Here is a 24,862-nt window from a genome sequence, read left to right on the forward strand (position 1 = left end):
AGTCGGCAGTCGGAAAATCACCCAGCCCCCGGAGCGGCCACCCCCGCAGCCACCCCCGGCGAACCCCACCCACCCGAAAGCCCACAACCACACCCAAACCCCGCACCCCGAGCCCCGCGCAGCGGCCCCGCACACGAAAGCGTCCCCTCCCCGACCCGAAGGTCGGAAAGGGGACGCTCACGGAAGGCCCTGCTAAGAGCCCGGCAACAACCTCAGTTGTCGCCGTCCTCGTCGATCAGGAAGCCCCGCATCGGCGCCGGAGCCTGCTGCATCGGCTGCGGCGGCTGCGGACGGACGGCCGCCATCGGCTGGGTCATCCCGGCCGGCTGCATCTGCGGCGCCCCGGTGCTGCCACCGCCCGACGGACCGCCGAAGCTCGGCGCCGGCGGGTTGCCGCCGAAGGAGCTCTGCCCGCCGAAGGACGGCGTGCTGCCACCGAAGGACGGCTGGTTCCCACCGAAGGACGTCCCACCGGAGCTCATCGCACCGGCACCGGCCGGAGCCATCGACGAGGGCGCCGGCGGCAGCGACGCGGTGGCGGGGATCCGCGGCGGGGCGAGCGAGTCGTCGGCCTGCGACTCCAGCTGACGGAGCTGGGTCTCCAGGTACGACTTCAGGCGGGTGCGGTACTCGCGCTCGAACGCCCGCAGGTCCTCGACCTTGCGCTCCAGCGTGGCCCGCGCGGACTCCAGCGACCCCATCGCGACGCGGTGCTTCTCCTGCGCGTCCCGCTCCAGGGCGTCGGCCTTGGCACGGGCGTCGCGCTCCAGGCCCTCGGCCCGGCTGCGTGCCTCACCGACGATCTTGTTGGCCTCGGAGCGGGCCTCGGAGATCGCCTGGTCGGCGGTCTGCTGAGCGAGTGCCAGGACGCGGGCGGCGCTGTCGCCACCGGGACCCTGCTGCTGCATCGGGCCGCCGAGCGGGCCGCCCATCTGCTGCTGCGGGCCGCCCATGGGACCGCCCATCGGCTGCATCTGCTGCTGGCCCATGCCCTGACCCATCGGGTTGCCCATGGGCTGCGGGCCGCCGGGGCCGCCCATCGGCTGGAGCATCTGACCGCCCATCGGCTGGACCAGCTGCTGCTGGCCGCCCATGGTCTGGTTCATCTGCTGCTGCGGGCCGCCCATCTGCTGCTGGCCGGGGCCGGCCGGGAGCTGCGGGGCGCCGGACGGCAGGCCGAGGGGCTGGTTGCCCATCTGCTGCTGCTGCGGACCGCCGGGGCCCATCTGCTGCGGGCCGCCCGGACCCATCTGCTGGGGACCGCCGGGGCCCATCTGCTGCGGGCCGCCCGGACCCTGCTGGCCGGGGACCGGCGGGCCGGATATGGCGGCCGGAACGGGCGCGCCGGGACGGGCGTCCTGCGGCGGTTCCTTCCGCATGTTGGCCTGGTTCTGCGCGGCGGCGCGAGTCGCGGCGGCCAGCTTGGCGCGCAGGTCCTCGTTCTCGCGGAGCAGGCGGGTCAGCTCCGCCTCGACCTCGTCGAGGAAGGCATCGACCTCGTCCTCGTCATAGCCTTCGCGCAGGCGGACGGTCGTGAACTGCTTGTTCCGAACGTCCTCGGGGGTCAATGGCATCTCTTCACCTCAACGTGATCGTCGGCACACCGGCATCCTGTCGCATCGGTCACCTACGACTAGGGCCGCACAAGCGAGATCAGGACATACACAATGATCATCAGTACGAAGAAGGACAGGTCGAGCGCCACGCCCCCGAGACGCAACGGCGGGATGAACCGCCGAAGAAGCTTGAGCGGCGGATCCGTGACAGTGTACGTGGCCTCCAGGACCAGGACCATGGCCTTGCCGGGCCGCCACGAACGCGCGAACTGGAAGACCCAGTCCATCACCAGCCGCACAAGCAGGAACACCAGGAAGACGGTCAGGGCGTAGTAGGCCACCGCCCACACGATCTCCATCGCGTTTCCCTCTCCCCGGTCCCGGGCCCTGGAGCCCGCTGCCTATCGCTTGTCGCCTGTCGCTAACCCACTGTTGATCAGATCCACACGTAAAGTCGTGGCCGGGTCAGCTCTGGTTGAAGAACCCACCCTCGGCGATCCGAGCCTTGTCCTCCGCCGTGACATCGACGTTAGCAGGAGACAGCAGGAACACCTTCTGCGTCACGCGCTCGATACTGCCGTGCAGACCGAAGACGAGTCCAGCGGCGAAGTCTACGAGTCGCTTCGCATCAGTGTCGTCCATCTCGGTGAGATTCATGATCACGGGGGTGCCGCCGCGGAACTGTTCCCCGATGGTACGGGCCTCGTTGTAGGTCCGCGGGTGCAGCGTGGTGATGCGGTAGGGCTCTCGTTCGTTCACTACCTTGGGCATGATCACCGGGGCGCTCTTCTCCAGATTGTGGCGGCGTTCGGGTGTGATGGACGACACTGGCGCCATCCTCGGGGCCTCCTGCCGGATCGGGACCGCGGCCGGCACCGGCTGCGGGGTGATCGAGGAGACCGGGGCGGGCGCCGCGGCCGGCCGGGGAATGTCCTCCGTCCGCGCCCCCGTTCGAATCGGCTCGGGGTCCGCGTCGTAGTCGTCGTCGGGGTCGTACCCCTGGCCGTCGTACGTCTCGTCCTCCACGAGGCCGAGGTAGACCGCCATCTTGCGCATCGCGCCGGCCATGCTCCTGTCTCCTCCGCTCGGTGGTTCGGCGGCCAGGGCCAGTCGCCCTGCCTGCGGATTCCGCGACGGTCCGCCCGCGACAGCCCGTCAGATTGACGGATGGTCAGATTTGGTGAATTAGTGGCGGGGGCCGCGGAGCTGCGATCCACGGTTCACTAGCGCGCTGAAAGTCGCTAGTTTCTGTCCTGTTTTGTCCTGCAGTCTGATCTACTTACTCGGTGACGTTACCTGAGGGGTGACCTCACTCCGAGTACCGCCGTTCCGACGCGCACGTGTGTCGCTCCGGCGGCAATCGCCTGCTCAAGGTCGCCGCTCATCCCTGCGGAAACCATGGTGGCAGCAGGATGGGCCGTCCGTACGGCGGTTGCGATTTCCGCCAGCCGATCGAAGGCCCGGGCCGGGTCCCCGGCGAGCGGGCCGGCGAGCGGAGCGACCGTCATCACACCGTCCAGCCGCAGTCCGGGCGCGTCGGCGATGGCATCGGCCAGTTCGGCGACGTCCGCCGGGGCGACCCCGGCCCGGTGCGCCCCCTCGTCGTCCTCCTTGTCCAGCGCCACCTGCACCAGGCAGCCGAGCTCCGGCCGCCCGGACTTGAGCACCGCCGCGGAGAGCGACTCCACCAGCCTCAGCCGGTCCACCGAGTGCACGTGGTTCGCGTACCGCACGACCGACCGGACCTTGTTCGTCTGCAGCTGTCCGACGAAGTGCCAGTCAAGAGGAAGGTTTCTGCACTGCTCCGCCTTGGGCGCGGCGTCCTGGTCACGGTTCTCCGCGACGTCCGTCACACCCAGCCCGGCCAGCAGCGCGGTGTCCTCCGCGGGGTAGGTCTTGGTGACGACGATCAGGGTGACCTCGTTCCGGTCCCGCCCGGCCGCGGCACACGCGTCGGCGATCCGGCGCTCGACCACCTCGAGGTTGGTGCCGAGTTCCTCGTAGCGGGCCCGCTGGCCCTCCGTCAGCGCCGACGCGAAATCCGCGCCGCCCGGGAACGGTCCGTAGATGTCGTTCGTCATCAGTGATCAGAGCCCAACCAGACGTAGCTCGCGAGCCGCCCCGTGCGCTGCTCGCGGCGATAGGAGTAGTGATCGGCGGATTCGAGGGTGCAGACCGGTGATCGCACCACCTCGGTGACCCCTGCGGCGGCCAGCTGGGCCGCCACTCCTTCCGGCACGTCCAGGGCCGGTGTCCCCCAGGACGTCTCGGCGAAGGCGGCGGGTACCACCGCGGCGACTTCGGCGCGCAGTTCGGCGGGCACCTCGTAGCAGCGGCCGCACACCGCGGGGCCGGTGGCGGCGACGATCCGGCCGGGCTCGGCGCCCAGCTCCGTCATCGCCCGGACGACCGCGAGCACCACCCCGGCCGCGAGGCCGGGGCGTCCGGCGTGGGCCGCGCCCACGACGCCCGCCACCGGGTCGGCCAGCAGCACCGGCGTGCAGTCGGCGGTCAGCACCGCGAGCGCGAGCGGCCGGTCGGTGACCACCGCGTCGACCGTCGGGGCCTCCCCCGCCGGCTGCCGCTCCGTCACCACCGCCACGTCTGCCCCGTGCACCTGGTTCATCCAGACCACGTCGGCCGGGTTCAGGCCCACCTCGCGGGCGGCGAGCACCCGGTTCTCCCGAACGGCCTCCGGGTCGTCCCCGACCGCGCCGCCGAGGTTCAGCTCCCCGTACGGCGAAGTGCTCACCCCGCCCCACCTGTCGGTGAAGGCGAAGTGAGCACCATCGCGTACGGCGTGATCGATCACTTAAGGAAGTCCGGCACGTCGAGCTCCTCGGCCGGGCTCTCCACGAACGGCTGGCGGGCCGGCTGCACCTGCGGCGGCACCGGGGCGGCGGTCGCGGTGGCCGGGGTCTCGGTCGAGCGGGCCGGCGCGGGCGAGTCGTCGGAGCGGGACGTCACCGAGCCGATGCCCCCGTACGACGGCCGGGAGGCCGGGCGCTCCGGGGCGGCCGGCGGCGTGGCCGGGGCGGCGGGGGTGGACTTGACGACCGGGTCGCGGACGATCGCCGGCGGCTGCCCGCCGTCGAAGCCGGCCGCGATGACGGTGACCCGCACCTCGTCGCCGAGCGCGTCATCGATGACCGCACCGAAGATGATGTTGGCCTCGGGGTGCGCGGCCTCGCTGACCAGCTGGGCCGACTCGTTGATCTCGAACAGGCCGAGGTCCGAACCGCCGGAGATGGAGAGCAGCACGCCGCGGGCGCCGTCGATCGAGGCCTCCAGCAGCGGCGAGGAGATCGCCATCACGGCCGCCGCCTTGGCGCGGTCCTCGCCGCGGGCCGAGCCGATGCCCATGAGCGCCGAACCGGCGTCCGACATGACGGACTTGACGTCGGCGAAGTCGAGGTTGATCAGGCCCGGGGTGGTGATCAGGTCGGTGATGCCCTGGACGCCGGAGAGCAGGACCTGGTCGGCCGAGCGGAACGCGTCCAGCACGCTGACCTGGCGGTCCGAGATGGACAGCAGCCGGTCGTTGGGGATGACGATGAGGGTGTCGACCTCTTCACGCAGGCTCGCGATGCCGTCCTCGGCCTGGTTCGCGCGCCGCCGGCCCTCGAAGGTGAAGGGGCGGGTGACCACGCCGATGGTGAGCGCGCCGAGCGAGCGGGCGATGTTGGCGACGACGGGCGCGCCGCCCGTGCCCGTGCCACCGCCCTCGCCAGCGGTCACGAAGACCATGTCGGCCCCCTTGAGGACCTCCTCGATCTCCTCGCGGTGGTCCTCGGCGGCCTTGCGGCCGACCTCGGGGTTGGCGCCGGCGCCGAGGCCCCGGGTGAGTTCACGGCCCACATCGAGCTTGACGTCGGCGTCGCTCATGAGGAGGGCCTGCGCATCGGTGTTGATCGCGATGAACTCGACGCCCTTGAGACCGACCTCGATCATCCGGTTGATGGCGTTGACACCACCGCCGCCGATACCGACGACCTTGATGACTGCGAGGTAGTTCTGCGGTGCTGCCACGTCGAAGGCCTCTCGCCTCGAATTTCCGGGTCGGCGAGGCCCGGTGAGAGCCGTACCGACGGATGTCGATGGGTAGGGAGCCTGGTTTCTGACGCAATGTCCGAAATGCCGACCGCCGACCCCAACCCTAAACTTGACCTTTAGGGTTAGTCCTGTGCCTCCGTCACATCACCAGGGGACACAGTCTGGTGACACAGGACACTAGGTGGCTCCGGGCACGCGTTTCAACGAACACGCCGAGCTTCCCTTTTTCTTTTGAGCCTATGTGATCATCGGCCGGCATATGAAACCGGGGTGACCACCAAGGGTCGGGCCGACACTCCGAAGCGTCAACCCCACCCCCAGGCACAGAACCTACCGGATCATCCGGACACCGCCGGCGCGTCCGGTGCACTCACGTCGTAGTTCGTGCCCTTCTGAGCCAGCAGGGCCACCAGGACCCGGGCCTTTCGGTCGTTCTGCTCCGGACTCCCCCAGCGCACCGTCGCACCCCCGCTGAGCTGCAACTCGATGTCGTCATACGAGTGCACGAGCAGCGCCCCGGCCCGCCGGGCGACGTCGGACGGCAGCCCGGCGGCCACGGCCACCGCCCCCTGCACCAACTGCGCACGGGAGATCACCCCGTCCGCGTCCTTCGCCTGCTGACTGAGCCGCAGTTCCACCACCGGCACCCCCGCGGGCGGGGTCGCCTCGGTGGCGAAGCTCACGCCACCGGCGTCCACCTGGGTGAACTGGCCGTCGTCGCCCTTGACGGCGGCCACCGCCTTGCGCTGGGTGACCTTCACCTGGAGCGTGTGCGGCCAGCCCCGCCAGACCTCCGCCCCGGCCACCCGTGGGATCGCCTCGACCCGCCGCTGGGCTGCGTCCAGGTCCACCCGGGCCAGCGGGCCGTCGCCGAGCCCGCCGATCGCCGTGCGGACCTGGTCCGCCGTCAGCTTGTCGTCGGTGGCGCCCTGCACGGCGACGTCCCGCACGTCCAGGAGCGAGGAGAAGAAGACCACCCAGGCCAGCACGCCGACCACCGCGGAACCGAGCACGCCCAGCACCACGAAGCCCCGCCGGGAGAGCCGGAGCCGGGGAGCGTACTCCTCGGCCTCCAGCTCCTCCTCCAGGGGGTCGGCGAGCCGGCCGTCAACCACGGCGGCGACCGCCGCGGGCGGCCTCGATGGCCTCGTAGACCATGCCGACCAGCAGTTCGTCGGCGTCGCGGCGGCCGAACTCGGCCGCGGCCCGGCTCATGTCCCACAGCTTCTGCGGGTCGGTCAGGACGGGCAGGACGTTCTGCAGCACCCAGTCCGGGGTCAGCTCGGCGTCGTCCACCAGCAGACCGCCGCCCGCCTTGACCATCGGCTGGGCGTTCAGCCGCTGCTCACCGTTGCCGATCGGCAGCGGGACGAACGCGGCGGGCAGCCCGACGGCCGCGAGTTCGGCCACCGTCATGGCGCCGGCCCGGCAGAGCATCAGGTCGGCCGCGGCGTAGGCGAGGTCCATCCGGTCGACGTACGGCACCGGGCGGTACGGCGGCATCCCCGGGATGTCGTTGACCTGCGGCAGCTCGTTCTTCGGCCCGACGGCGTGCAGGATCTGCACCCCGTACTGCTGGAGGCGCGGGGCGATCGCGGTGACCGTCTCGTTGAGCCGGCGCGCGCCCTGGGAGCCGCCGGAGACGAGCAGGGTGGGCAGCCGCTGGTCGAGGCCGAAGTACTGCCGGGCCTCCGGGCGGGCCGTGTTCCGGTCCAGGGTCGCGATCGTGCGGCGCAGCGGGATGCCGATGTACCGGGAGTCGCGCAGCTTGCTGTCCGGGGTGGAGACGGCGACGAAGTCGGTGTAGCGGGCACCGATCTTGTTGGCCAGGCCCGGGCGGGCGTTGGCCTCGTGCACCACGATCGGCACGCCGGCGCGCTTGGCGGCCAGGTAGGCCGGCATGGCGACGTAGCCGCCGAAGCCGACCACGGCGTCGGCGTTGACCCGCTCGATGATCTCCTGCGCGGCGCGGACGGTGCCGCGCAGCCGGCCCGGGACGGTGATCAGCTCGGGGGTGGGCTTGCGGGGCAGCGGGACGGCCGGGATGAGCTCCAGCTGGTAGCCGCGCTCGGGCACCAGCCGGGTCTCCAACCCCTTCTCGGTGCCCAGGGCGGTGATCCCGATGGACGGGTCGTGCCTGCGGAGGGCGTCCGCGAGGGCCATGGCCGGCTCGATGTGACCGGCGGTCCCCCCGCCGGCGAGTACGACATGCACCGAAATTCACCGCTCCCTGCGTGCCGGCCCGGGGGCCGGGCGCGCTGTGGTTCGTCGTCGTGGCAGCACCCGGGCCAGTCGTCTCCTGATCCGGGAGTTCTTGCTCCGGGCGGCCAGGGCCGCCTTCGCGCCGGAGGTGCTGCGTGCCAGGCACAGCAGCACTCCGATCGCGCACATGGCCGACAGCATGGCGGAACCGCCGTAGGAGAACAGCGGGAGCGGGACGCCCGCGATCGGCAGCAGTCCCAGTGCCGACCCCAGGTTGATCACGGCCTGGGCCATGATCCACGTGGTGGCGGCTCCCGCGGCGTACCTGACGAAGGGGTCCTTCGTACCGATGGCCACACGGATACCCGCGTAGCCTAGTGCCGCGAAGAGACCGATCACCGACAGCGTCCCCACCAGACCGAGTTCCTCGCCGGTCGCGGCGAAGATGAAGTCGGTGTGCGCCTCGGGCAGCTGGCCCCACTTCTCGACGCCGGCGCCGAGACCGGTGCCGAAGCCGCCGCCGAGGGCGAACGAGTAGACGCCGTGCAGGGCCTGGAAGCAGGCACCGTCCGGGTCGAGCTTGGTGATCCCGATGCAGCCGAGGCGTTCCGCCCGGTGCGGGACGGTGATCACGAGGGCGGTGCAGACGACGACGGCCACGCCGAGGGTGGCCACGAACATCCGCAGCGGTGCGCCGACCATCCAGAGCAGCGCGAACAGCATGGCCACCAGGATCATCGAGGTGCCCATGTCACCGCCGAGCATGATCAGCGCGAGCAGCAGCAGGGCGCCCGGCACGAGCGGCACGAGCAGGTGCTTCCAGGAGGTGAGGGTGCCGGCCTTCTGCTTGCGGGCGAGCAGGTCGGCGCCCCACAGGACGAGTGCGAACTTGGCGAACTCGGAGGGCTGGAACTGGAAGAAGCCGAAGTCCAGCCAGTTCTGGTTGCCGTTGATCCGCACCCCGATGCCGGGCACGGCGACCAGCGCGAGCGCGCCGATCACGCCGAACATCACCGGGTAGACGACCACCCGCAGGACCGCCACCGGGACCGCGGCGATGCCGACCAGCAGGACGAGGCCGAGGATGGCCGCGATCAGCTGTTTGAGGAAGTAGTACTGGGCGGTGTGGTGCTGGTTCAGGGCCAGGATCTGCGAGGCCGAGAAGACCATCATGAGGCCGAGCACGACCAGCAGCAGCGTGGTGCCGACGATCAGCAGGTAGGGCGTCAGCGGCCGGTCCAGCCAGTACCGCACCCGGGCGCGGAAGGCGCTCAGGCGGCCCAGTGGACCGGCCGACTTGTACTTCGTGGTGGTGGCGGAGATCACGCGCCACGGATCGGCCGCGGCCTGCTCCCGCACGCCCGAATCCGCCCTGCCCTGCCCCGCCAACTCCCCGCTCGCTCTCTTCGTACGGACGCCCTCGCCGGGCCCGGCTACCCGCCCGCCAGCTCCCGGACGGAGGCGGCGAAGAGGTCGCCGCGCTCGCCGTAGTTGGTGAACATGTCCATCGACGCGCAGGCCGGGGCCAGGAGCACCGTGTCACCCGGCTGGGCGAGCGACGAGGCCGTCCGGACCACCTCGGCCATCGCCACCGCGCCAGTCTGGCCCTCGGCCGCCTCGATCACCGGGACATCCGGCGCGTGTCGGGCGAGCGCCTCCCGGATCAGCGCGCGGTCCTCGCCGATGAGCACGGCGGCCCGCAGCCGCTCGGCCGCGCCCTGGACGAGGTCGTCGAAGGTCGCGCCCTTGGCGAGGCCGCCGGCGATCCAGACGATCGGCCGGTAGGCGGCCAGCGAGGCCGCGGCGGCGTGGGTGTTGGTGGCCTTGGAGTCGTCGATGTACGTGACCCCGTCGACCACGGCGACCTCGGCGATCCGGTGGGCGTCCGGACGGAAGGCCCGCAGGCCCTCACGGACGGCCTTCGGCTCGACCCCGTAGGCCCGCGCCAGCGCCGCCGCCGCCAGGGCGTTGGCGATGTTGTGCGGGGCCGGCGGGTTCACGTCCTCGACGGAGCCCAGCTCGGCGGCGTTCTTGGCCCGGTCGGGCACGAAGGCGCGGTCGACCAGCAGCCCGTCCACGACGCCGAAGTTCGACGGGCCGGGGGCGCCGAGGCCGAAGCCGATCGCCCGGCAGCCCTCCTCGACGTCGGCCTCGCGGACCAGGGCCTCGGTGGCCGGGTCGGCCAGGTTGTACACGCAGGCGACGACGTTGCCCTCGTAGATCCGGCCCTTGTCGGCGGCGTACGCCTCCATCGAGCCGTGCCAGTCGAGGTGGTCGGGCGCCAGGTTGAGCACGGCCGCCGAGTGCGGGCGCAGCGAGGGCGCCCAGTGCAGCTGGTAGCTGGAGAGCTCGACCGCGAGGACGTCGTACGGCTCCTCTGCGAGCACCGCGTCCAGCACCGAGACGCCGACGTTGCCGACGGCGGCGGTGCGCTTGCCGGCCGCGGTGAGGATCGAGGCGAGCATCTGGACGGTGGTGGTCTTGCCGTTGGTGCCGGTGACCGCCAGCCAGGGGGCGGGTTCGCCGGTGGCGGCCAGTGGCCTGCGCAGCCGCCAGGCGAGCTCGACGTCGCCCCAGACGTCGACGCCGGCCCGGTCCGCGGCGGCGAACAGCGGGCTGGTCGGCGGCCAGCCGGGCGAGGTGACGACCAGCCGGGTGCCCTCGGGCAGGCTCGCGCCGTCGCCGAGGCGCACGGTGATGCCCTGGGCCTCCAGTTCGGCGGCGCGGGCCTTCAGGCCCTCGCCGCTTCCGCCGTCGACCACGGTCACGTCGGCGCCGAGGCCGCGCAGGACGCGCGCGGCGCTGATGCCCGAGACGCCGAGCCCGGCGACGACGACGGGCAGGTCGTTCCAGTCGGGACCCGTCATCCGGTCACCCATCCCGCGTAGAAGAGGCCGAGGCCGACGGCGACGCAGAGGCCCTGGATGATCCAGAAGCGGACCACGATCAGGACTTCGGTCCAACCCTTGAGTTCGAAGTGGTGCTGCAGCGGTGCCATCTTGAAGACGCGCTTGCCGGTCATCCGGAAGGAGCCGACCTGGATGATCACCGACAGGGTGATGATCACGTAGAGGCCGCCGAGCAGCGCGAGCAGGAGCTCGGTGCGCGAGCAGATGGCCAGGCCCGCGAGGGCACCGCCGAGGGCGAGCGAGCCGGTGTCGCCCATGAAGATCTTGGCGGGCGAGGTGTTCCACCAGAGGAAGCCGAAGCAGGAGCCCATCAGGGCGGAGGCGACGACGGCGAGGTCCAGCGGGTCGCGGACGTCGTAGCAGTTGGCGGTCGCGGTGATCGCGTAGGCGCAGCTCTGGGTGTACTCCCAGATGCCGATGAAGGTGTAGGCGCCGAAGACCATGACCGACGCGCCGGTGGCGAGGCCGTCCAGACCGTCCGTCAGGTTCACGCCGTTGGACATCGCCGCGATCATGAAGTACGCGAAGATGACGAACAGGACCGGGCCGACCGCCCACTTGAAGTCCCGGACGAAGGACAGGCTCTGGGACGCCGGGGTGAGCCCGCGGTCGTCCTGGAACTGCATCGCCAGGACCGCGAAGCCGAGGCCGACGATCGACTGGCCGGCCAGCTTGGCCTTGGCCCGCAGGCCGAGCGAGCGGCGCTTGACGACCTTGATGTAGTCGTCCAGGAAGCCGACCAGGCCGAGGCCTGCGGTCAGGAAGAGCACCAGCAGCCCGGAGACGGTCGGGCTCTCGCCCGTTATCGCCTTGGTCGCGAAGTAGGCGATGAGCGTCGCCAGGATGAAGGCGATGCCGCCCATGGTGGGCGTGCCCTTCTTGCTGTGGTGCGCCTTCGGGCCGTCGTCGCGGATGTACTGGCCGTAGCCGTGCTTGGCGAGCAGCTTGATCAGCGCCGGGGTGCCGAGCAGGGACAGGACCAGGCCGATCATGCCGGAGAAGAGGATCTGCTTCATCACTCGGCCGCACCGTCCGCGAGGAGGGCCTCGGCCACCTTCTCCAGCCCCACCGAACGGGACGCCTTCACCAGGACCACATCCCCCGGCCGCAGCTGACTGCGCAGCAGTTCGACCGCCGCGTCCGCGTCGGACACCAGCACCGACTCCTCACCCCACGAACCTTCGTTCCTCGCGCCCAGTTCCATGCAGGCCGCCTCGCGCCCGCCGACCGCCACCAGCTTGGTGACGTCCAGCCGCACCGCGAGCCGCCCGATGGCGTCGTGCTCGGCCAGGCTGTCCTCGCCGAGCTCCCGCATCTCGCCGAGCACCGCCCAGGTACGGCGGCGCTCCGGGCCGCGGCCCCCCATCGAGACCAGCGCCCGCAGCGCGGCCCGCATCGAGTCGGGGTTCGCGTTGTAGGCGTCGTTGACGACGGTGACACCATCGGCCCGGTCGACGACCTCCATGCGCCAGCGGGACAGCGCACCCGCCTCGCCCAGGGCTTCCGCGGCGTCGTCGACGGACATCCCGAGCTCCACCGCCACCGCGGCGGCGGCGAGGGCGTTCGAGACGTGGTGCTCACCGTACAGGCGCAGCTGTACGGGCGCGGAACCGGCCGGGGTGGTGAGCGTGAACGATGGCCGTCCGGTGGCGTCCAGGCGAACGTCGGTCGCCCGGACGTGGGCGTCCGGGGACTCGCCGAACAGGACGACTCTGGCCTTGGTCCGGGCCGTCATCGCGCGGACCAGCCGGTCGTCGGCGTTGAGGATCGCGACGCCGTCCGCGGGCAGCGCCTCGACCAGCTCGCCCTTGGCCTCGGCGATCTTCTCCTGCGAGCCGAACTCGCCGACGTGCGCGGTGCCGACGTTCAGCACCAGGCCGATCCGGGGCGGGGTGATGGAGGTGAGGTACTCGATGTCGCCCTTGTGCCGGGCGCCCATCTCCATGACCAGGTGCCGGGTTCCGGGCTCGACCCGCAGCGCGGTCATCGGGTGCCCGATCTCGTTGTTGAGCGAGCCGGGCGGGTAGACGGTGCCGCCGAGGCGCTGGAGCAGCTGGGCGATCAGGTCCTTGGTGCTGGTCTTGCCGGCCGAGCCGGTCAGCGCGACCACGGTGGTGGCCTCGGCGCGGGCCACGACGGCGCGGGCCAGCTTGCCGAGGGCGTCCACGACGCTGTCGACCAGGACGGCGGGCACGCCGACCGGGCGGGAGGCCAGCACCGCGACGGCGCCGGCCGCGACCGCGGTGGCCGCGTAGTCGTGGCCGTCCACGTGGTCGCCGACGAAGGCCGCGAACAGGCCGCCGGGCAGCACCTTCCGGGAGTCGACCTCGACCGGGCCGGTCACCGGGGTGGCGGGGTCGGCGCCGTCCAGGGTGCCTCCGACGGCTGCGGCCACCTCGGCGAGGGTCAGTGCGATCACTGCTGCTCTACTCCTCGGTCGCCCCGGGCGGCCGTGGTCTGCGTGATGGATTCGCGCAGCACCTCCCGGTCGTCGAAGGGGCGGATCTCGTCTCGTACGTACTGGCCAAGTTCGTGGCCCTTGCCGGCCACCAGCACGGTGTCGCCGGCGTGTGCGCGGGCCACCGCGAGGCGGATCGCCTCGGCCCGGTCGGGGACGACCAGGACGTCGCCGCGCTCGGCCTCGGGAACGGCGGCGGCGCCGCCGAGCATGCTGGCGAGGATCGCCAGCGGGTCCTCGCTGCGCGGGTTGTCGCTGGTCAGCAGGGCGGTGTCGGCGAGCCGGGCGGCGATGTCGCCCATCGGTCCGCGCTTGTGCGGGTCGCGGTCGCCGCCGCAGCCGACGACGACGTGCAGCCGGCCCTTGGTGACCTCGCGCAGCGAGCCGAGGACGGCGCGCAGGGCGTCCGGCTTGTGGGCGTAGTCGACGACGGCGACGAACGGCTGTCCGGCGTCCACGCGCTCCAGCCGGCCCGGCACGCCGGGGACGGCGGCGACGCCCGCGACGGCCCGGTCCAGCGGCAGCCCGGCGGAGACCAGGACGGTGATCGCGGCGAGCGCGTTGGCCACGTTGAACGGGCCGGGCAGCGGCACGGAGGCGTCGGCCTCGGCGCCGTCCGGGCCGAGCACCCGGAAGGTGGAGCCGACCGGACCGAGCTGGACGTCGACCGCGCGCCAGTCGGCGCCGGGGTCGCCGGCGGCGGAGAAGGTGGCCACCGGGATCCCGGCCTCGGCGGCCAGCCGGCGGCCGTACTCGTCGTCGACGTTGACCACTCCGCGGCGGGACTTGCCGGGCTGGAAGAGCCTGGCCTTCGCCTGGAAGTAGTCCTCCATGTCCGGGTGGAAGTCGAGGTGCTCCGGCGTGAGGTTGTTGAACAGGGCGACGTCGTACGTCACCCCGTCGGTGCGGCCGAAGACGAGGGCGTGGCTGGAGACCTCCATGGTCACCGCGTCGGCGCCACGCTCGGCCATCACGCCGAGGATCGCGTGCAGGTCGGTGGCCTCGGGGGTGGTCCGCTCGCTCTTGATCCGCTCGGAGCCGACCCGCATCTCGACGGTGCCGATCACCCCGGGGCTGCGGCCGGCGCCGCGCAGGCCGCCCTCGACCAGGTAGGAGGTGGTGGTCTTGCCGTTGGTGCCGGTCAGGCCGAGCATCAGCAGCCGCTCGGACGGGTGCCCGTAGACGATCGCGGCCAGCTCGCCCATCCGGGCCCGCGGCCGGTCGACGACCAGCAGCGGCAGGCCGGTGGGGGCGGCCAGCTCGGCGCCCGCCGGGTCGGTGAGCACGGCCACCGCGCCGGCGTCCGCGGCCTTGGCCGCGAAGGCCGCGCCGTGGTGGTTGGCGCCGGGGAAGGCCACGTACACGTCGCCCGGGCGCACCGCGCGGGAGTCGTGGGTGACGCCGGTGACGGCGCCCCCTTCGACGGGCGGCAGGCCCAGCCGGCCGGCCAGCTCGGCGAGCGGCAGGGCGGCGGCCTCGGCCGGGCGGGGCGGACTCACGGTGGTTTGATCGGGTTTCGGCACGGCGCGAAGGCTATCCGCCGAAGGGTGCCCAGGGCCAAACCGGCCCTGCGCCGCGCCGCCGGCCGACCCGGCCAGCTCGTTGCTCATGCTCGTTCACGGCTTCCAGTCGACGGGCAGGTTGGGCGCCTCGCTGTTGCTCGGCGGGACCTGGAGGGTCTTGAGGGTGAACTCCATCACCTGCTTGAACACCGGGCCGCACAGCTGGCCGCCGAAGTGGCCGTTGACCGGGCCCTGGAGCGTGCAGGAGACGGTCACCCGGGGGGCTTCCGCCGGGGCGAAGCCGATGAAGGAGGCGGTGTAGCCGTCGTAGCCGACGCCGTTGGCCGCGCCGCGGTTGGCGGTGCCGGTCTTGCCGGCGACGCGGTACCCGGGGATGGCGGCCTTGCCGCCGGTGCCCTGCTCGTCGTCGACGACGGACTCCAGCATCTGGGTGAGGGTCTTGGCGGTCTGGTCGCTGACCACCCGGGTCTGCTCGCCCGGCGGGGTCGGGGTGTACTTGCCGTCCGGGCTGGTGATGCCCTGGACGATGCTGGGCGCCACCCGGACGCCGCCGTTGGCGATGGTCGAGTACACCGATGTGGCCTGCAGCGCGTTCATCTGCAGCGGGCCCTGGCCGAAGGAGATGTTGTACTTCTCCGAGGCGACCAGGTCCTCCGGCTTCTTGAGCTTGCCGGCCGTCTCGCCGGGGAAGTTCAGACCGGTCGGCTGGGCCACGCCGAACTTGCGCATGTAGCCGTCCAGCACCTGGTTGGCCTTCAGCTGGTCGCCGTCGCCGAGGGTCTCGATCGCCTCGATGGTGCCGATGTTGGAGGACTTGGCGAGCACCCCGGCGAGGGTCAGGTACCAGTTGTCGTGGTCGACGTCGTCCTTGAACTGCTGTCCGGCCCGGACGAGCCGGTTGGGGACGGTGACCTTGGTGTCCCAGGTGGCCTTGCCGGAGTCCAGGACGGCGGCCATGCTCATCAGCTTGGCGGTGCTGCCCGGCTCGTAGGCGTCGCCCAGGGCGGCGTTGCCCAGCTGGGACTGCTTGGCGGTGCTCAGGTCGTTCGGGTTGAAGCCAGGCGCGGTGGCCATCGCGAGGACCTGGCCGGTCTTCACGTCCTGGACGACGACGTAGCCCTTCTCCGCGCCGGAGTTGGCCACCTGGTCGGTGATCGCCCGCTGGGCGGCCCACTGGATGTCCCGGTTGATGGTCAGCTTGACGTCGTTGCCGGGCACGGCGCCCTCCAGCGAGCCCCCGGCGGTGGGCACCAGTCGGCCGCCCGCCTGGGCGTAGCTGTTGTGGCCGTCCTTGCCGGCCAGCAGCTTCTGGTACTGCAGCTCCAGGCCGCCCGCGCCCTGCCCGTCGCCGTTGACGAAGCCGACCAGGTTGGCCGCCAGGCCGTCGGAGGGGTAGACCCGCTTCTGGGTCTCCTGGTTGAACACGCCGGCCAACGGGTTGGCGCACTCGTTGTCGACCCGGGTGCGTCCGCCCTGGTCGGCGGGCTTGCCGAGCTGCCGCTTCTGGGCCTGGCAGGCGCGCGAACCGGCCTGCTTCTCCAGGTTGGCCTTGAGTTCGCTGATCTGGTTCTTGGCGCCCGGGGTCTGCTGGGCGGCGAGCCGCTTGTAGCGGGTCTTGGGGGTGTGCAGGTCGGCGGCGATCTTCTCCTTGGGCACGCCGATGATCGGCGACAGCAGCGCCGCCGCCTGCTCGGGGGCGTCCGGGACGCCGGTGGCCTCCGGGGTGAACATCGCCGGGTCGGCGGTGATGTCGTACGCGTCGACGGTGGCCGCCAGGGCCACGCCGTCGGAGGACGTTATCGAGCCGCGCTCCGCGGTGATCGGGATGTTGAGGTAGCGGTTGGTGTTGGCGTCGGCGGCCAGCGCGTCGGCGTCCAGCAGCTGCAGCTGGACGAGCCGGCCCGCGAAGACGGAGAACACCAGCGACAGCACGACGGTGATCACCCGCAGCCGGCGCTTGGGCTCAGCCAGCTTGAGCGCCTTGGGGCGCTGCGGCGGACGGGACTTGGGGCGCGGCCGGGCCGCCGCCTGGGACCTGGCCGGCGGCCGGCCCTCGGGTCGGCGCTGCTGCGGGGCCCTCGGCGTCCGGGCGGCGGCGGCCTTCGCGGGCTGGCCCTTGGCGGGCTGCTTCGGCCGCGCCGGCTGCGCCTTCGCCGGCTGCGGCTTGGCCGGCTGGGCCTTCTTCGCCGCCTGCCCGCGTCCGGCCGCACCCTTGGGCGCCGCCGGACGGCGCGGGTTGCCGGAGCCCCCGGCGGACGGCTGTCGCGGGGTGCTCATGCGCGCCTCCCGATGCCGAGCTCGCTGTTCCCCGCCGGGGCGTGCGCCCGTACGCGCGTTCTGACGTCCCGCATGCTCCACCCGCTCATCGGGCCGCACCCCCCGTCGGCGAGGGCGCCGGGGCGCCCGGGTTGATCTGGACGACGGAGTCGCCCGCGGTCGCCGTCGGCGCCGGGGCGCTCGGCTGGGAGCTCGGCGCCGGCTGCTGCTTGGTCGGCCACGGCTCGGCCGTCGACCGCTTCACCGGCGGGCTGTCCTGCGCCGGGCCGGGCTTGCCGAGCACCTTGCCACCGTTGCCCAGGTCCAGGAAGGCCATCCCGCCGGCCGGGATCATGCCCAGCTCGGCGGCCCGCCTGGCCAGCGCGTCAGGCGCGGAGTTCTGGTCGATCTGGTGCTGGAGGCTCTGCTGCTCGTCGGTCGCCGTGGTGGTCTGCCGCCGCAGCCGGGACAGCTCGAAGGATCCCTCGTTGAGCGCCGTGTTCAGCGCCAGCAGCCCGAGCAGCCCCGCCGCCAGCAGGACCACCACGAGGACGGCGAAGGGCGTGCGTCCCCGCACGGGGCGCCGCCCCGGCCGGACCGTGATCCGCGCCCTGCCCTGCCCCGGGAGTGCTCCGCTCCCCGCCCGGACCCCACCGGCCACCGGCCCCACTGCTCTCCTCCGCCCTTCGGACCGCCCCGGGACCCGCTCAGCCCCGCTTCTTCCGGTCCCTGATCCTCTCCGCCACCCGCAGCCGCACGGGCGCGGCGCGCCGGTTCTCCTCGATCTCCTCCTCGGTGGCCAGCTCGGCACCGCGGGTGATCAGCTTCAGCCAGGGCTGGTGCTCCTCGGGGACGAACGGCAGTCCCGGCGGCGCCGTGCTGGTCGCTCCGGCCGCGAAGTACTGCTTCACCAGGCGGTCCTCCAGCGACTGGTAGGACATCACGACGATCCGTCCGCCGATCGCGAGGGCGTCCAGCGCTCCCGGGATGGCCCGGTCCAGCACCTCCAGTTCGCCGTTCACCTCGATCCGCAGGGCCTGGAAGGTCCGCTTCGCGGGGTTCCCGCCGGTGCGCCGGGTCGCCGCCGGAATGGCGTTGCGCACCAACTCGACCAGACGCGCGCTGTTGGTGAACGGTTCCTTCTCGCGCTCCCGGACGATCACCGAGGCGATCTTCCCCGCGAACCGCTCCTCGCCGTAGAACTTCAGGATCCGGGCCAGCTCGCCGTGGCTGTAGGTGTTGAGCACCTCGGCCGCGCTGATCCCCCGGGTCTGGTCCATCCGCATGTCCAGCGGGGCGTCCTGGGCGTACGCGAAGCCGCGGTCCGCCTCGTCCAGCTGCATCGAGGAGACGCCGAGGTCGAACAGGACGCCGTCGATCCGGTCGATGCCCAGGCGCTCCAGCACCTCGGGGATCTCGTCGTAGACGGCGTGCACAAGGGTGGCCCGGTCGCCGAACGGGGCGAGGCGCTCGCCGGAGAGCTTGAGCGCGGCCGGGTCGCGGTCCACCGCGACCAGCCGGACCTCGGGGAACTGGGTCAGCAATGCCTCGCTGTGCCCGCCGAGGCCGAGGGTGGCGTCCACCACCACGGCGCCGGGCCGGGAGATCGCCGGGGCCAGCGCGTCCATGCACCGCTGCAGCATCACGGGGACGTGCTTGGGTCCCGGCTCGTTGGTGGTCATGCGCGGCGGCGCCCTTCCTCGGTGCGGAGCAGCCCGATGTCCGGGAGCTGCGACCATTCTCGCCCACCGCCGGGAGCGGGCACGACACGGCCCGTGGTCCCCGCCCGCTCGAGGGGAAGGACATGACCGCCGGGCGCCGGGGAAGGTGCGCCAGGAGGGCACGGAGCGGGTGGAGGCCACGGGCCGGGTCGGGCCGGAGCAGCGGCCGGAAAGGCCCCGTTGACGGGCCCCGGGGGGTGTGCTCCACTGCGCCGCAACTCTATCGCGCGGGTCCCGCCAGTCAATGGCCCGCTCCGGCGCACCACCCGGGCGGCGGTACGGATCACCGCAGGTCGCGGCCGTCCCGGCGGCCGGGCCGGGGCGAGCGGGGCGGCCGCGGCGCCCGGTCGCGCGCCCCGGGTCGCGCGCGCTTCGGGACCAGGCCGGACAAACCCGTCCGTTGTGGCTATGCGCTCGGTCACAGCTCCACGTTCTGTAGCTCTCCACCCCACCGCGGCCCCCCGAATCGCACTAACGTCGCCCCTATGACAGTGACCCCCGACCGGCCCACGCCGACCGCCGCTGCCGCCCCCGAGACCCCGGCCATCATCGACCGCTTCGTGGCGTCCAACCGCGAGTACGCGGTCACCTTCCACGACGGCGGCATGGACGCCCGCCCGGTGCAGAAGATCGCCGTCGTCGCCTGCATGGACGCCCGCCTCGACCTGTTCGCGGCGCTCGGGCTCGAACTGGGCGACGCCCACGTCATCCGCAACGCGGGCGGCGTCGTCACCGACGACACCATCCGCTCCCTCACGATCAGCCAGCGCGCCCTCGGCACCCGCTCGATCGCGCTGATCCACCACACCGGCTGCGGCCTGCTCGGGCTCACCGAGGACTTCCGCCGCGAGCTGGAACTGGAGGTCGGCCAGCGCCCGCAGTGGGCGGTCGAGGCCTTCGTCGACCTGGACGGCGACGTCCGCCAGTCCATGCAGCGCGTCCGCACCTCCCCGTTCCTGCTGCACACAGACGACGTCCGCGGCTTCGTCTTCGACGTCCACACGGGTCTCCTGCGCGAAATCCACTGACGGCCCGACGCCCTGTCCCCAGGCAACGGCGCTTGGGCGACAGGGTGACTTCCGCGCCCCCGGCAGGGGAGAATGCGCCTGCCGGTTGACCTCGAACCACCTGGGGCGGCCCGGCCGCAGGCCGCTGTCCCGGCGCCGGATCCCGCACGGAACCGCCCCTGGTACGGCCGCGTCAAGCATGGGGTGGGGGCCGGCCTCGGGGTGAGGCGGGCACGGTGTGCCAGGGAGCGTAACGGGTGACGAGCTACAGCGATCAGGCCGGTGTCGGCGGTTCTTCGGGGGGCGCCCAGGAGGCGGACGGGTACCACCGGGTCGGCCTGCCCGAGCTCGCCGCCGTCGTGGACCGGGTCCGCGCCAACATCGAGAGCGTGATCGAGGGCAAGCCGGAGGCCGTCCGGATCGCCCTGACCGTCCTGCTCGCCGAGGGCCACCTGCTGCTGGAGGACGTGCCCGGCGTCGGCAAGACCATGCTGGCCAAGGCGCTCGCCCGCTCGGTCGACTGCACCGTGCGGCGCATCCAGTTCACGCCCGACCTGCTGCCCTCGGACGTCACCGGCACCAACATCTACGACCAGCACCAGCGCGACTTCGAGTTCCGCCCGGGCGCGATCTTCGCCCAGATCGTGGTCGGCGACGAGATCAACCGTGCCTCGCCCAAGACCCAGTCCGCGCTGCTGGAGTCGATGGAGGAGCGCCAGGTCACCATCGACGGGACCAGCTACGAGCTGCCGTCTCCGTTCATGGTCGTCGCCACCCAGAACCCGGTCGAGATGGAGGGCACCTACCCCCTCCCCGAGGCCCAGCGGGACCGCTTCATGGCCCGCATCTCGATCGGCTACCCCAGCCCCGAGGCCGAGTTCGCGATGCTCGACGTGCACGCCGGCGCCAATCCGCTGGCCGACCTCCAGCCGGTCGCGCACGCCGCCGACATCCTCAAGCTGATCGACCTGGTGCGCACCGTGCACATCGCCGACCCGGTCCGCCGCTACGCCGTCGACCTGGTCGGCGCCACCCGCACCAGCCACGAGCTGCGCCTGGGCGCCTCGCCGCGCGCCACCCTGCACCTGGTCCGGGCCGCCCGCGCGGCCGCCGCACTGGACGGGCGCGACTACGTCACCCCGGACGACATCCAGCGCCTCGCCGTCCCGGTCCTCGCGCACCGCCTGATGCCGACCGCCGAGACCCAGCTCAGCCGCCGCACCTCCGAGCAGATCGTGGCCGACCTCGTCGCCCGGCTCCCGCTGCCGCGCCCGCAGGGCGGCCCGGCCGGCCGGAGGGGCTGAGGTGTCGCCGTCCGACTCACCGTCGGGCCTGCGGGCCGGCCTGCGCGGCCTCACCACCCGGGGCCGCTCCTTCCTCGCCGCCGGACTCACCGCCATGGTCTGCGCCTACCTGCTCGACCAGGACGCGCTGCTGCGGGTCGGCGTCCTGCTCGCCGCGCTGCCGCTGGCCGCCGCCGTGGTGCTGGCCAACACCCGCTACCGGGTGGCCAGCGGGCGCCGGCTCACCCCGCACCGGGCGATCGCCGGTCAGGAGGCCCGGGTCCACCTGCGGGTCGACAACATCTCCCGGGTGCCCACCGGGCTGCTGCTCCTGGAGGACAAGGTCCCGTACGTGCTCGGTCCGCGCCCGCGCTTCGTGCTGGACCGGGTCGAGCCGCGCGGCAACCGCGAGGTCTCCTACCGGGTCCGCTCCGACCTGCGCGGCCGCTACGAGCTCGGACCGCTCCAGCTGCGGCTGTCCGACCCGTTCGGGATGTGCGAGGTGAACCGCTCGTTCACCGCGTCCGACGTGCTCACCGTCGTCCCCCAGGTCCAGGCGCTGGCGCACGTGCGGCTGAGCGGCGAGTGGCTCGGGCAGGGCGAGAGCCACTCCCGCACCCTCGCGCTGGCCGGCGACGACGACGTGATCCTGCGCGAGTACCGGCCCGGCGACGACCTGCGCCGCGTGCACTGGAAGTCCACCGCCCGCTACGGCGAACTGATGGTCCGCCGCGAGGAGCAGCCCCAGCGCGCCCGCGCCACCGTGCTGCTGGACACCCGCGAGATCGCCCACCGGGGCAGCGGCCCCGCCTCCTCCTTCGAGTGGGCGGTCAGCTGCGCCGCGTCCGTCTCCGTCCACCTGCTGGAGCGCGGGTACCAGACCCGGCTGCTCACCGACACCGGCCGCTGGGTCCCCGGCCCCGGCACCGGCGGCACCAACGCGGCGGCCGAGTCCTCCGGGCTGATCCTGGACGCGCTCGCGATCGCCGACCTGTCCGACGGCGGCGGGCTCTCCCGCGCCGAGGAGCCGCTGCGCGCCGGCGGCGAGGGCCTGCTGGTCGCCGTCCTCGGCGAGCTGGACGAGTCCCAGGCCGCACGGCTGGCCCGGCTGCGCGGGCGCACCGGCGGCGCCATCGCCTTCCTCCTCGACACCGGCACGTGGACCGGCCTGCGGATGCTCGCCCCCGAGACCGGCGGCGACGAGTTCCGCGCCCGGGTCCGCCAGCTGCGCGAGGCCGGCTGGACGGTCCTGCCGGTGCGCGCCGGGGACTCGCTTCCCGACCTGTGGCGGGCCGCCGACGGCGCGAAGACCACCGCCCCCTACCGAGAAGAGGCCGGCGCGTGACCACCCGGGCCAAACTGACCGTCTACTCGGCGCTGGCCACCGCCCTCGCCTCGCTCTGCCTGACCCCGCTGCTCACCACCAAGAGCTGGATCACCCACGCCTTCCTGGTGATCGCGGTGATCGCCGCGGTCGGCGCGGGCCTGCGCCGCACCCCGGTGTTCCGCTGGACGGTGCCGCTCGGGCAGCTGGTCGCGCTGGTCCTCCTGCTGCTGATCGGCTTCGCCGACTCCGGCTCCGTGTGGGGCGGCCTGATTCCGGGGCCGGACTCGCCGAGCTCCCTCGACCGGGTGTTCGACTCCGGTCTGGACGACATCCAGCAGTACGCCATCCCCGCACCGCCCAACGCGGGCCTGCGGCTGATCCTGGTCGGCTCGGTCGGCCTGATCGCGCTGATCGTCGACACCGTCGCGGTGACGTACCGGCGCTCGGCGCTGGCCGGGCTGCCCCTGCTCGCGCTGTACTCGGTCGGCAACGGCCTGGCCGGCGACCGCGGCAGCTGGATCTGGTTCGGCCTCGCCGCGGCCGGCTACCTGGTGCTCCTCTTCGCCGAGGGCCAGGACCGCGTCTCCCGCTGGGGCCGGATCTTCCGCGGCACCTCGCGCGGCACCGAGAGCTCCGGCGCGGTCGGCCTCGGCGGTCAGCAGGTCGGCATCCTGGCCCTGGCCGTCGCCATGCTGCTGCCCGTCTTCCTGCCGCACTGGAACTCCGGCCTGCTGCACGCCGGCTCCGGCGGCAGCGGCGGCGGGGGTTCGGCCGGCGCGGTCACCAGCCTCGACCCGCTGGTCAGCCTGCAGGCCGAGATCACCCGGCCCACCAACACCGAGCTGCTGCGCTACACCCTGGACAGCGACATCGCCGACCAGACCTACCTGCGCACCGGCTCACTGGACGTGTTCGACGGCACCAACTGGAAGCTCGGCTCCACCACCGTCGCCGACGTGGGCGCGGCCCTTCCCCCGCCGGAAGGCCTCCAGGACCCCAACCTCCCGCAGGTGAAGGGCGACTTCCAGGTCAGCAACGCGCTGGAGAAGAGCTGGCTGCCGATGCCGTACCCGGCGCTGTCGGTCCAGCTGCCCAACCGCGGCGAGTGGAAGCTCGACCAGCTGACCCGCACCGTGATGCCCACCAACGACAAGTCGATCAAGGGCCTGCACTACCAGGTCACCTCGCTGGACGTCCGGCCCACCGCCAACGACCTGCGCGACGCGCCGAGCGCGCCCCAGGACATCCGGGAGCACTACACGGCGCTGCCGGCGAACCTGCCCGCGGAGGTGGCGCAGCAGGCCCGGCAGGTCACCGCCAAGGAGACGACCAACTACGACAAGGCCGTCGCCCTCGCCGCCTGGTTCACCGGGCCGGAGTTCCGCTACGACACCAGCGTCAGCAGCGGCACCGGCACGGACGCCATCGTCACCTTCCTGCGCGACAAGCGCGGCTTCTGCGTCCACTTCGCCTCCACCATGGCGGCGATGGCCCGCACCCTGAAGATCCCCGCCCGGGTCGCCGTCGGCTTCACCCCCGGCGACGCCCAGAGCGCCACCACCTACTCGGTGACGGGCCGGATGTACCACGCTTGGCCCGAGCTGTACTTCGCCGGCTACGGCTGGATGCGCTTCGAGCCCACCCCCAGCCGCGGTGTGCAGCCGCGCTACAACGAGCAGGCCGCCACCCCGACCACCGCCCCCACCCAGCGGCCGACCGCCGCCGCCACCAGCGACGCGCCCGCGCCGGCGCCGTCCAGCAGCAAGGACTGCGACGCCAAGCTGCGCCAGCTGGGCGAGTGCGGCAAGAAGAACACCGCCGCCGGCGACACCGGCCAGGACTCCTGGCTGCTCTCCGCGCAGGTGCTCGGCACCCTCGCCGCGGTGGTCGCGCTGATCGCGCTGCTGCTCGTCCCGATGCTCTGGCGTGCCGCGGTGCGCCGGCGCCGGATCGGCGGCGGACGCCGCCGCCCCGGCGGGGACGGCCCGGCCGAGCTCACCGACGAGCAGGTCCTGGCCGCCTGGGACGAGCTGGTCGACTCCGCCTGGGACCTCGGCATCCCGCCGGACGAGTCGTGCACCCCGCGCGCCGCCGCCCGGCGGATCGCCGAGCGGGCCGAACTGGACGAGGACGCGGCTGCCGCCGCCGGGCGGCTGGCGCTGGCCACCGAGCGGGTGCTCTACGCCCGCTCCGCCCACGTCACCGCGCCGCTCGCGGCCGACGTCCGCACCGCCCGGGAGGGCCTGCTGGCCACCGCGGGCCGGCGCGAGCGGACGCGGGCGGCGCTGCTGCCGCCGTCGTCGGCGCAGCTGTGGTGGCGGATCGCCGACGCCGTCCTGTCAGCCCGGATGACGATCGGCGCCCGGGTCAGCCGGGTGTCCGGCGCCGTCACCCGGCCGGGGCGGCGGGTGTTCACCCGCAAGGGGCGGGACCAGGAGTCCTGAGGGACGCAGGGAACGCAGAGAGCCGCCGGGGGCGGGGGGGGGGGGGGGGCGGCGCGGGGGGGGGGGGCGGCCCCGCAGGGGAGCCGAGACAGCCCGCCACCGAACGAGGGGGGGGGGGGTCGT

General features: G+C 72.8%; 20 protein-coding genes. 4 read left to right on the forward strand and 16 right to left on the reverse strand.

What is annotated here, in order from left to right; all coding sequences use genetic code 11:
• Window positions 1-212: 212 nt before the first annotated feature.
• The 16 genes from AB0C76_RS38840 to rsmH form a co-directional block, all read right to left on the reverse strand.
• Window positions 213-1,574 (reverse strand): DivIVA domain-containing protein, encoded by a 1,362-nt coding sequence (locus AB0C76_RS38840; RefSeq protein WP_359974816.1) that lies wholly within the window; start codon window positions 1,572-1,574, stop codon window positions 213-215.
• 59 nt (window positions 1,575-1,633) lie between these two features.
• Window positions 1,634-1,915, reverse strand: coding sequence for a YggT family protein (locus AB0C76_RS38845; RefSeq protein ID WP_329928339.1), 282 nt, complete (start codon window positions 1,913-1,915; stop codon window positions 1,634-1,636).
• Window positions 1,916-2,021: 106 nt separating this feature from the next.
• Window positions 2,022-2,624, reverse strand: coding sequence for a cell division protein SepF (sepF, locus tag AB0C76_RS38850; RefSeq protein ID WP_359974818.1), 603 nt, complete (start codon window positions 2,622-2,624; stop codon window positions 2,022-2,024).
• 224 nt (window positions 2,625-2,848) lie between these two features.
• A complete protein-coding gene (locus AB0C76_RS38855) occupies window positions 2,849-3,637 on the reverse strand; it encodes a YggS family pyridoxal phosphate-dependent enzyme (protein ID WP_359974820.1) in 789 nt (262 codons plus the stop codon).
• The gene (pgeF, locus tag AB0C76_RS38860; protein ID WP_359974822.1) at window positions 3,637-4,368 is read right to left on the reverse strand and encodes a peptidoglycan editing factor PgeF; all 732 of its coding nucleotides are present in this window, start codon (window positions 4,366-4,368) and stop codon (window positions 3,637-3,639) included. Before pgeF ends, AB0C76_RS38855 begins: the two co-directional genes overlap by 1 nt.
• A complete protein-coding gene (gene ftsZ / locus AB0C76_RS38865; RefSeq protein ID WP_359974824.1) occupies window positions 4,365-5,585 on the reverse strand; it encodes a cell division protein FtsZ in 1,221 nt (406 codons plus the stop codon). Before ftsZ ends, pgeF begins: the two co-directional genes overlap by 4 nt.
• Before the next feature lie 362 nt (window positions 5,586-5,947).
• Complete coding sequence (locus AB0C76_RS38870; protein WP_359974826.1) at window positions 5,948-6,724, reverse strand: FtsQ-type POTRA domain-containing protein; 777 nt, start codon at window positions 6,722-6,724, stop codon at window positions 5,948-5,950.
• Complete coding sequence (murG, locus tag AB0C76_RS38875) at window positions 6,717-7,823, reverse strand: undecaprenyldiphospho-muramoylpentapeptide beta-N-acetylglucosaminyltransferase (protein ID WP_359974828.1); 1,107 nt, start codon at window positions 7,821-7,823, stop codon at window positions 6,717-6,719. Before murG ends, AB0C76_RS38870 begins: the two co-directional genes overlap by 8 nt.
• Before the next feature lie 6 nt (window positions 7,824-7,829).
• Entirely contained in the window at window positions 7,830-9,095 is a 1,266-nt protein-coding gene (ftsW, locus tag AB0C76_RS38880) for a putative lipid II flippase FtsW (RefSeq protein ID WP_359974847.1), read from the reverse strand.
• Window positions 9,096-9,244: 149 nt separating this feature from the next.
• Window positions 9,245-10,678, reverse strand: a complete 1,434-nt coding sequence (gene murD / locus AB0C76_RS38885; RefSeq protein ID WP_359974830.1) for a UDP-N-acetylmuramoyl-L-alanine--D-glutamate ligase — start codon at window positions 10,676-10,678, stop codon at window positions 9,245-9,247.
• Entirely contained in the window at window positions 10,675-11,736 is a 1,062-nt protein-coding gene (gene mraY / locus AB0C76_RS38890) for a phospho-N-acetylmuramoyl-pentapeptide-transferase (protein WP_329928346.1), read from the reverse strand. Before mraY ends, murD begins: the two co-directional genes overlap by 4 nt.
• Window positions 11,736-13,139 carry a UDP-N-acetylmuramoyl-tripeptide--D-alanyl-D-alanine ligase gene (murF, locus tag AB0C76_RS38895; RefSeq protein WP_359974832.1) on the reverse strand — a complete coding sequence of 468 codons (1,404 nt, stop codon included), beginning with the start codon at window positions 13,137-13,139 and terminating at the stop codon, window positions 11,736-11,738. Before murF ends, mraY begins: the two co-directional genes overlap by 1 nt.
• Window positions 13,136-14,701 carry a UDP-N-acetylmuramoyl-L-alanyl-D-glutamate--2,6-diaminopimelate ligase gene (locus AB0C76_RS38900; protein WP_359974834.1) on the reverse strand — a complete coding sequence of 522 codons (1,566 nt, stop codon included), beginning with the start codon at window positions 14,699-14,701 and terminating at the stop codon, window positions 13,136-13,138. The genes murF and AB0C76_RS38900 overlap by 4 nt, the downstream gene beginning before the upstream one ends.
• A 93-nt stretch (window positions 14,702-14,794) precedes the next feature.
• Window positions 14,795-16,978: a penicillin-binding transpeptidase domain-containing protein gene (locus AB0C76_RS38905; RefSeq protein ID WP_359974836.1), complete on the reverse strand. Its 2,184-nt coding sequence runs from the start codon at window positions 16,976-16,978 to the stop codon at window positions 14,795-14,797.
• 85 nt (window positions 16,979-17,063) lie between these two features.
• On the reverse strand, window positions 17,064-17,534 hold the full coding sequence (locus tag AB0C76_RS38910) for a cell division protein FtsL (RefSeq protein WP_359974838.1): 471 nt from the start codon (window positions 17,532-17,534) through the stop codon (window positions 17,064-17,066).
• A gap of 130 nt (window positions 17,535-17,664) precedes the next feature.
• A complete protein-coding gene (gene rsmH, locus AB0C76_RS38915) occupies window positions 17,665-18,639 on the reverse strand; it encodes a 16S rRNA (cytosine(1402)-N(4))-methyltransferase RsmH (protein WP_359974839.1) in 975 nt (324 codons plus the stop codon).
• Between the two features lie 524 nt (window positions 18,640-19,163).
• On the opposite strand from rsmH, the gene AB0C76_RS38920 reads away from it, so the two are divergent.
• The 4 genes from AB0C76_RS38920 (at window position 19,164) to AB0C76_RS38935 (ending at window position 24,739) form a co-directional block, all read left to right on the forward strand.
• Window positions 19,164-19,706, forward strand: coding sequence for a carbonic anhydrase (locus AB0C76_RS38920; protein ID WP_359974841.1), 543 nt, complete (start codon window positions 19,164-19,166; stop codon window positions 19,704-19,706).
• A 317-nt stretch (window positions 19,707-20,023) separates the two neighbouring features.
• Window positions 20,024-20,989 (forward strand): MoxR family ATPase, encoded by a 966-nt coding sequence (locus tag AB0C76_RS38925; protein WP_359974849.1) that lies wholly within the window; start codon window positions 20,024-20,026, stop codon window positions 20,987-20,989.
• 1 nt (window position 20,990) lies between these two features.
• The gene (locus AB0C76_RS38930; RefSeq protein WP_359974843.1) at window positions 20,991-22,313 is read left to right on the forward strand and encodes a DUF58 domain-containing protein; all 1,323 of its coding nucleotides are present in this window, start codon (window positions 20,991-20,993) and stop codon (window positions 22,311-22,313) included.
• Complete coding sequence (locus AB0C76_RS38935) at window positions 22,310-24,739, forward strand: DUF3488 and transglutaminase-like domain-containing protein (protein ID WP_359974845.1); 2,430 nt, start codon at window positions 22,310-22,312, stop codon at window positions 24,737-24,739. Before AB0C76_RS38930 ends, AB0C76_RS38935 begins: the two co-directional genes overlap by 4 nt.
• The last annotated feature ends 123 nt before the right edge of the window (window positions 24,740-24,862 follow it).

Source organism: Kitasatospora sp. NPDC048722, assembly GCF_040650235.1.
Taxonomy (GTDB): domain Bacteria; phylum Actinomycetota; class Actinomycetes; order Streptomycetales; family Streptomycetaceae; genus Kitasatospora.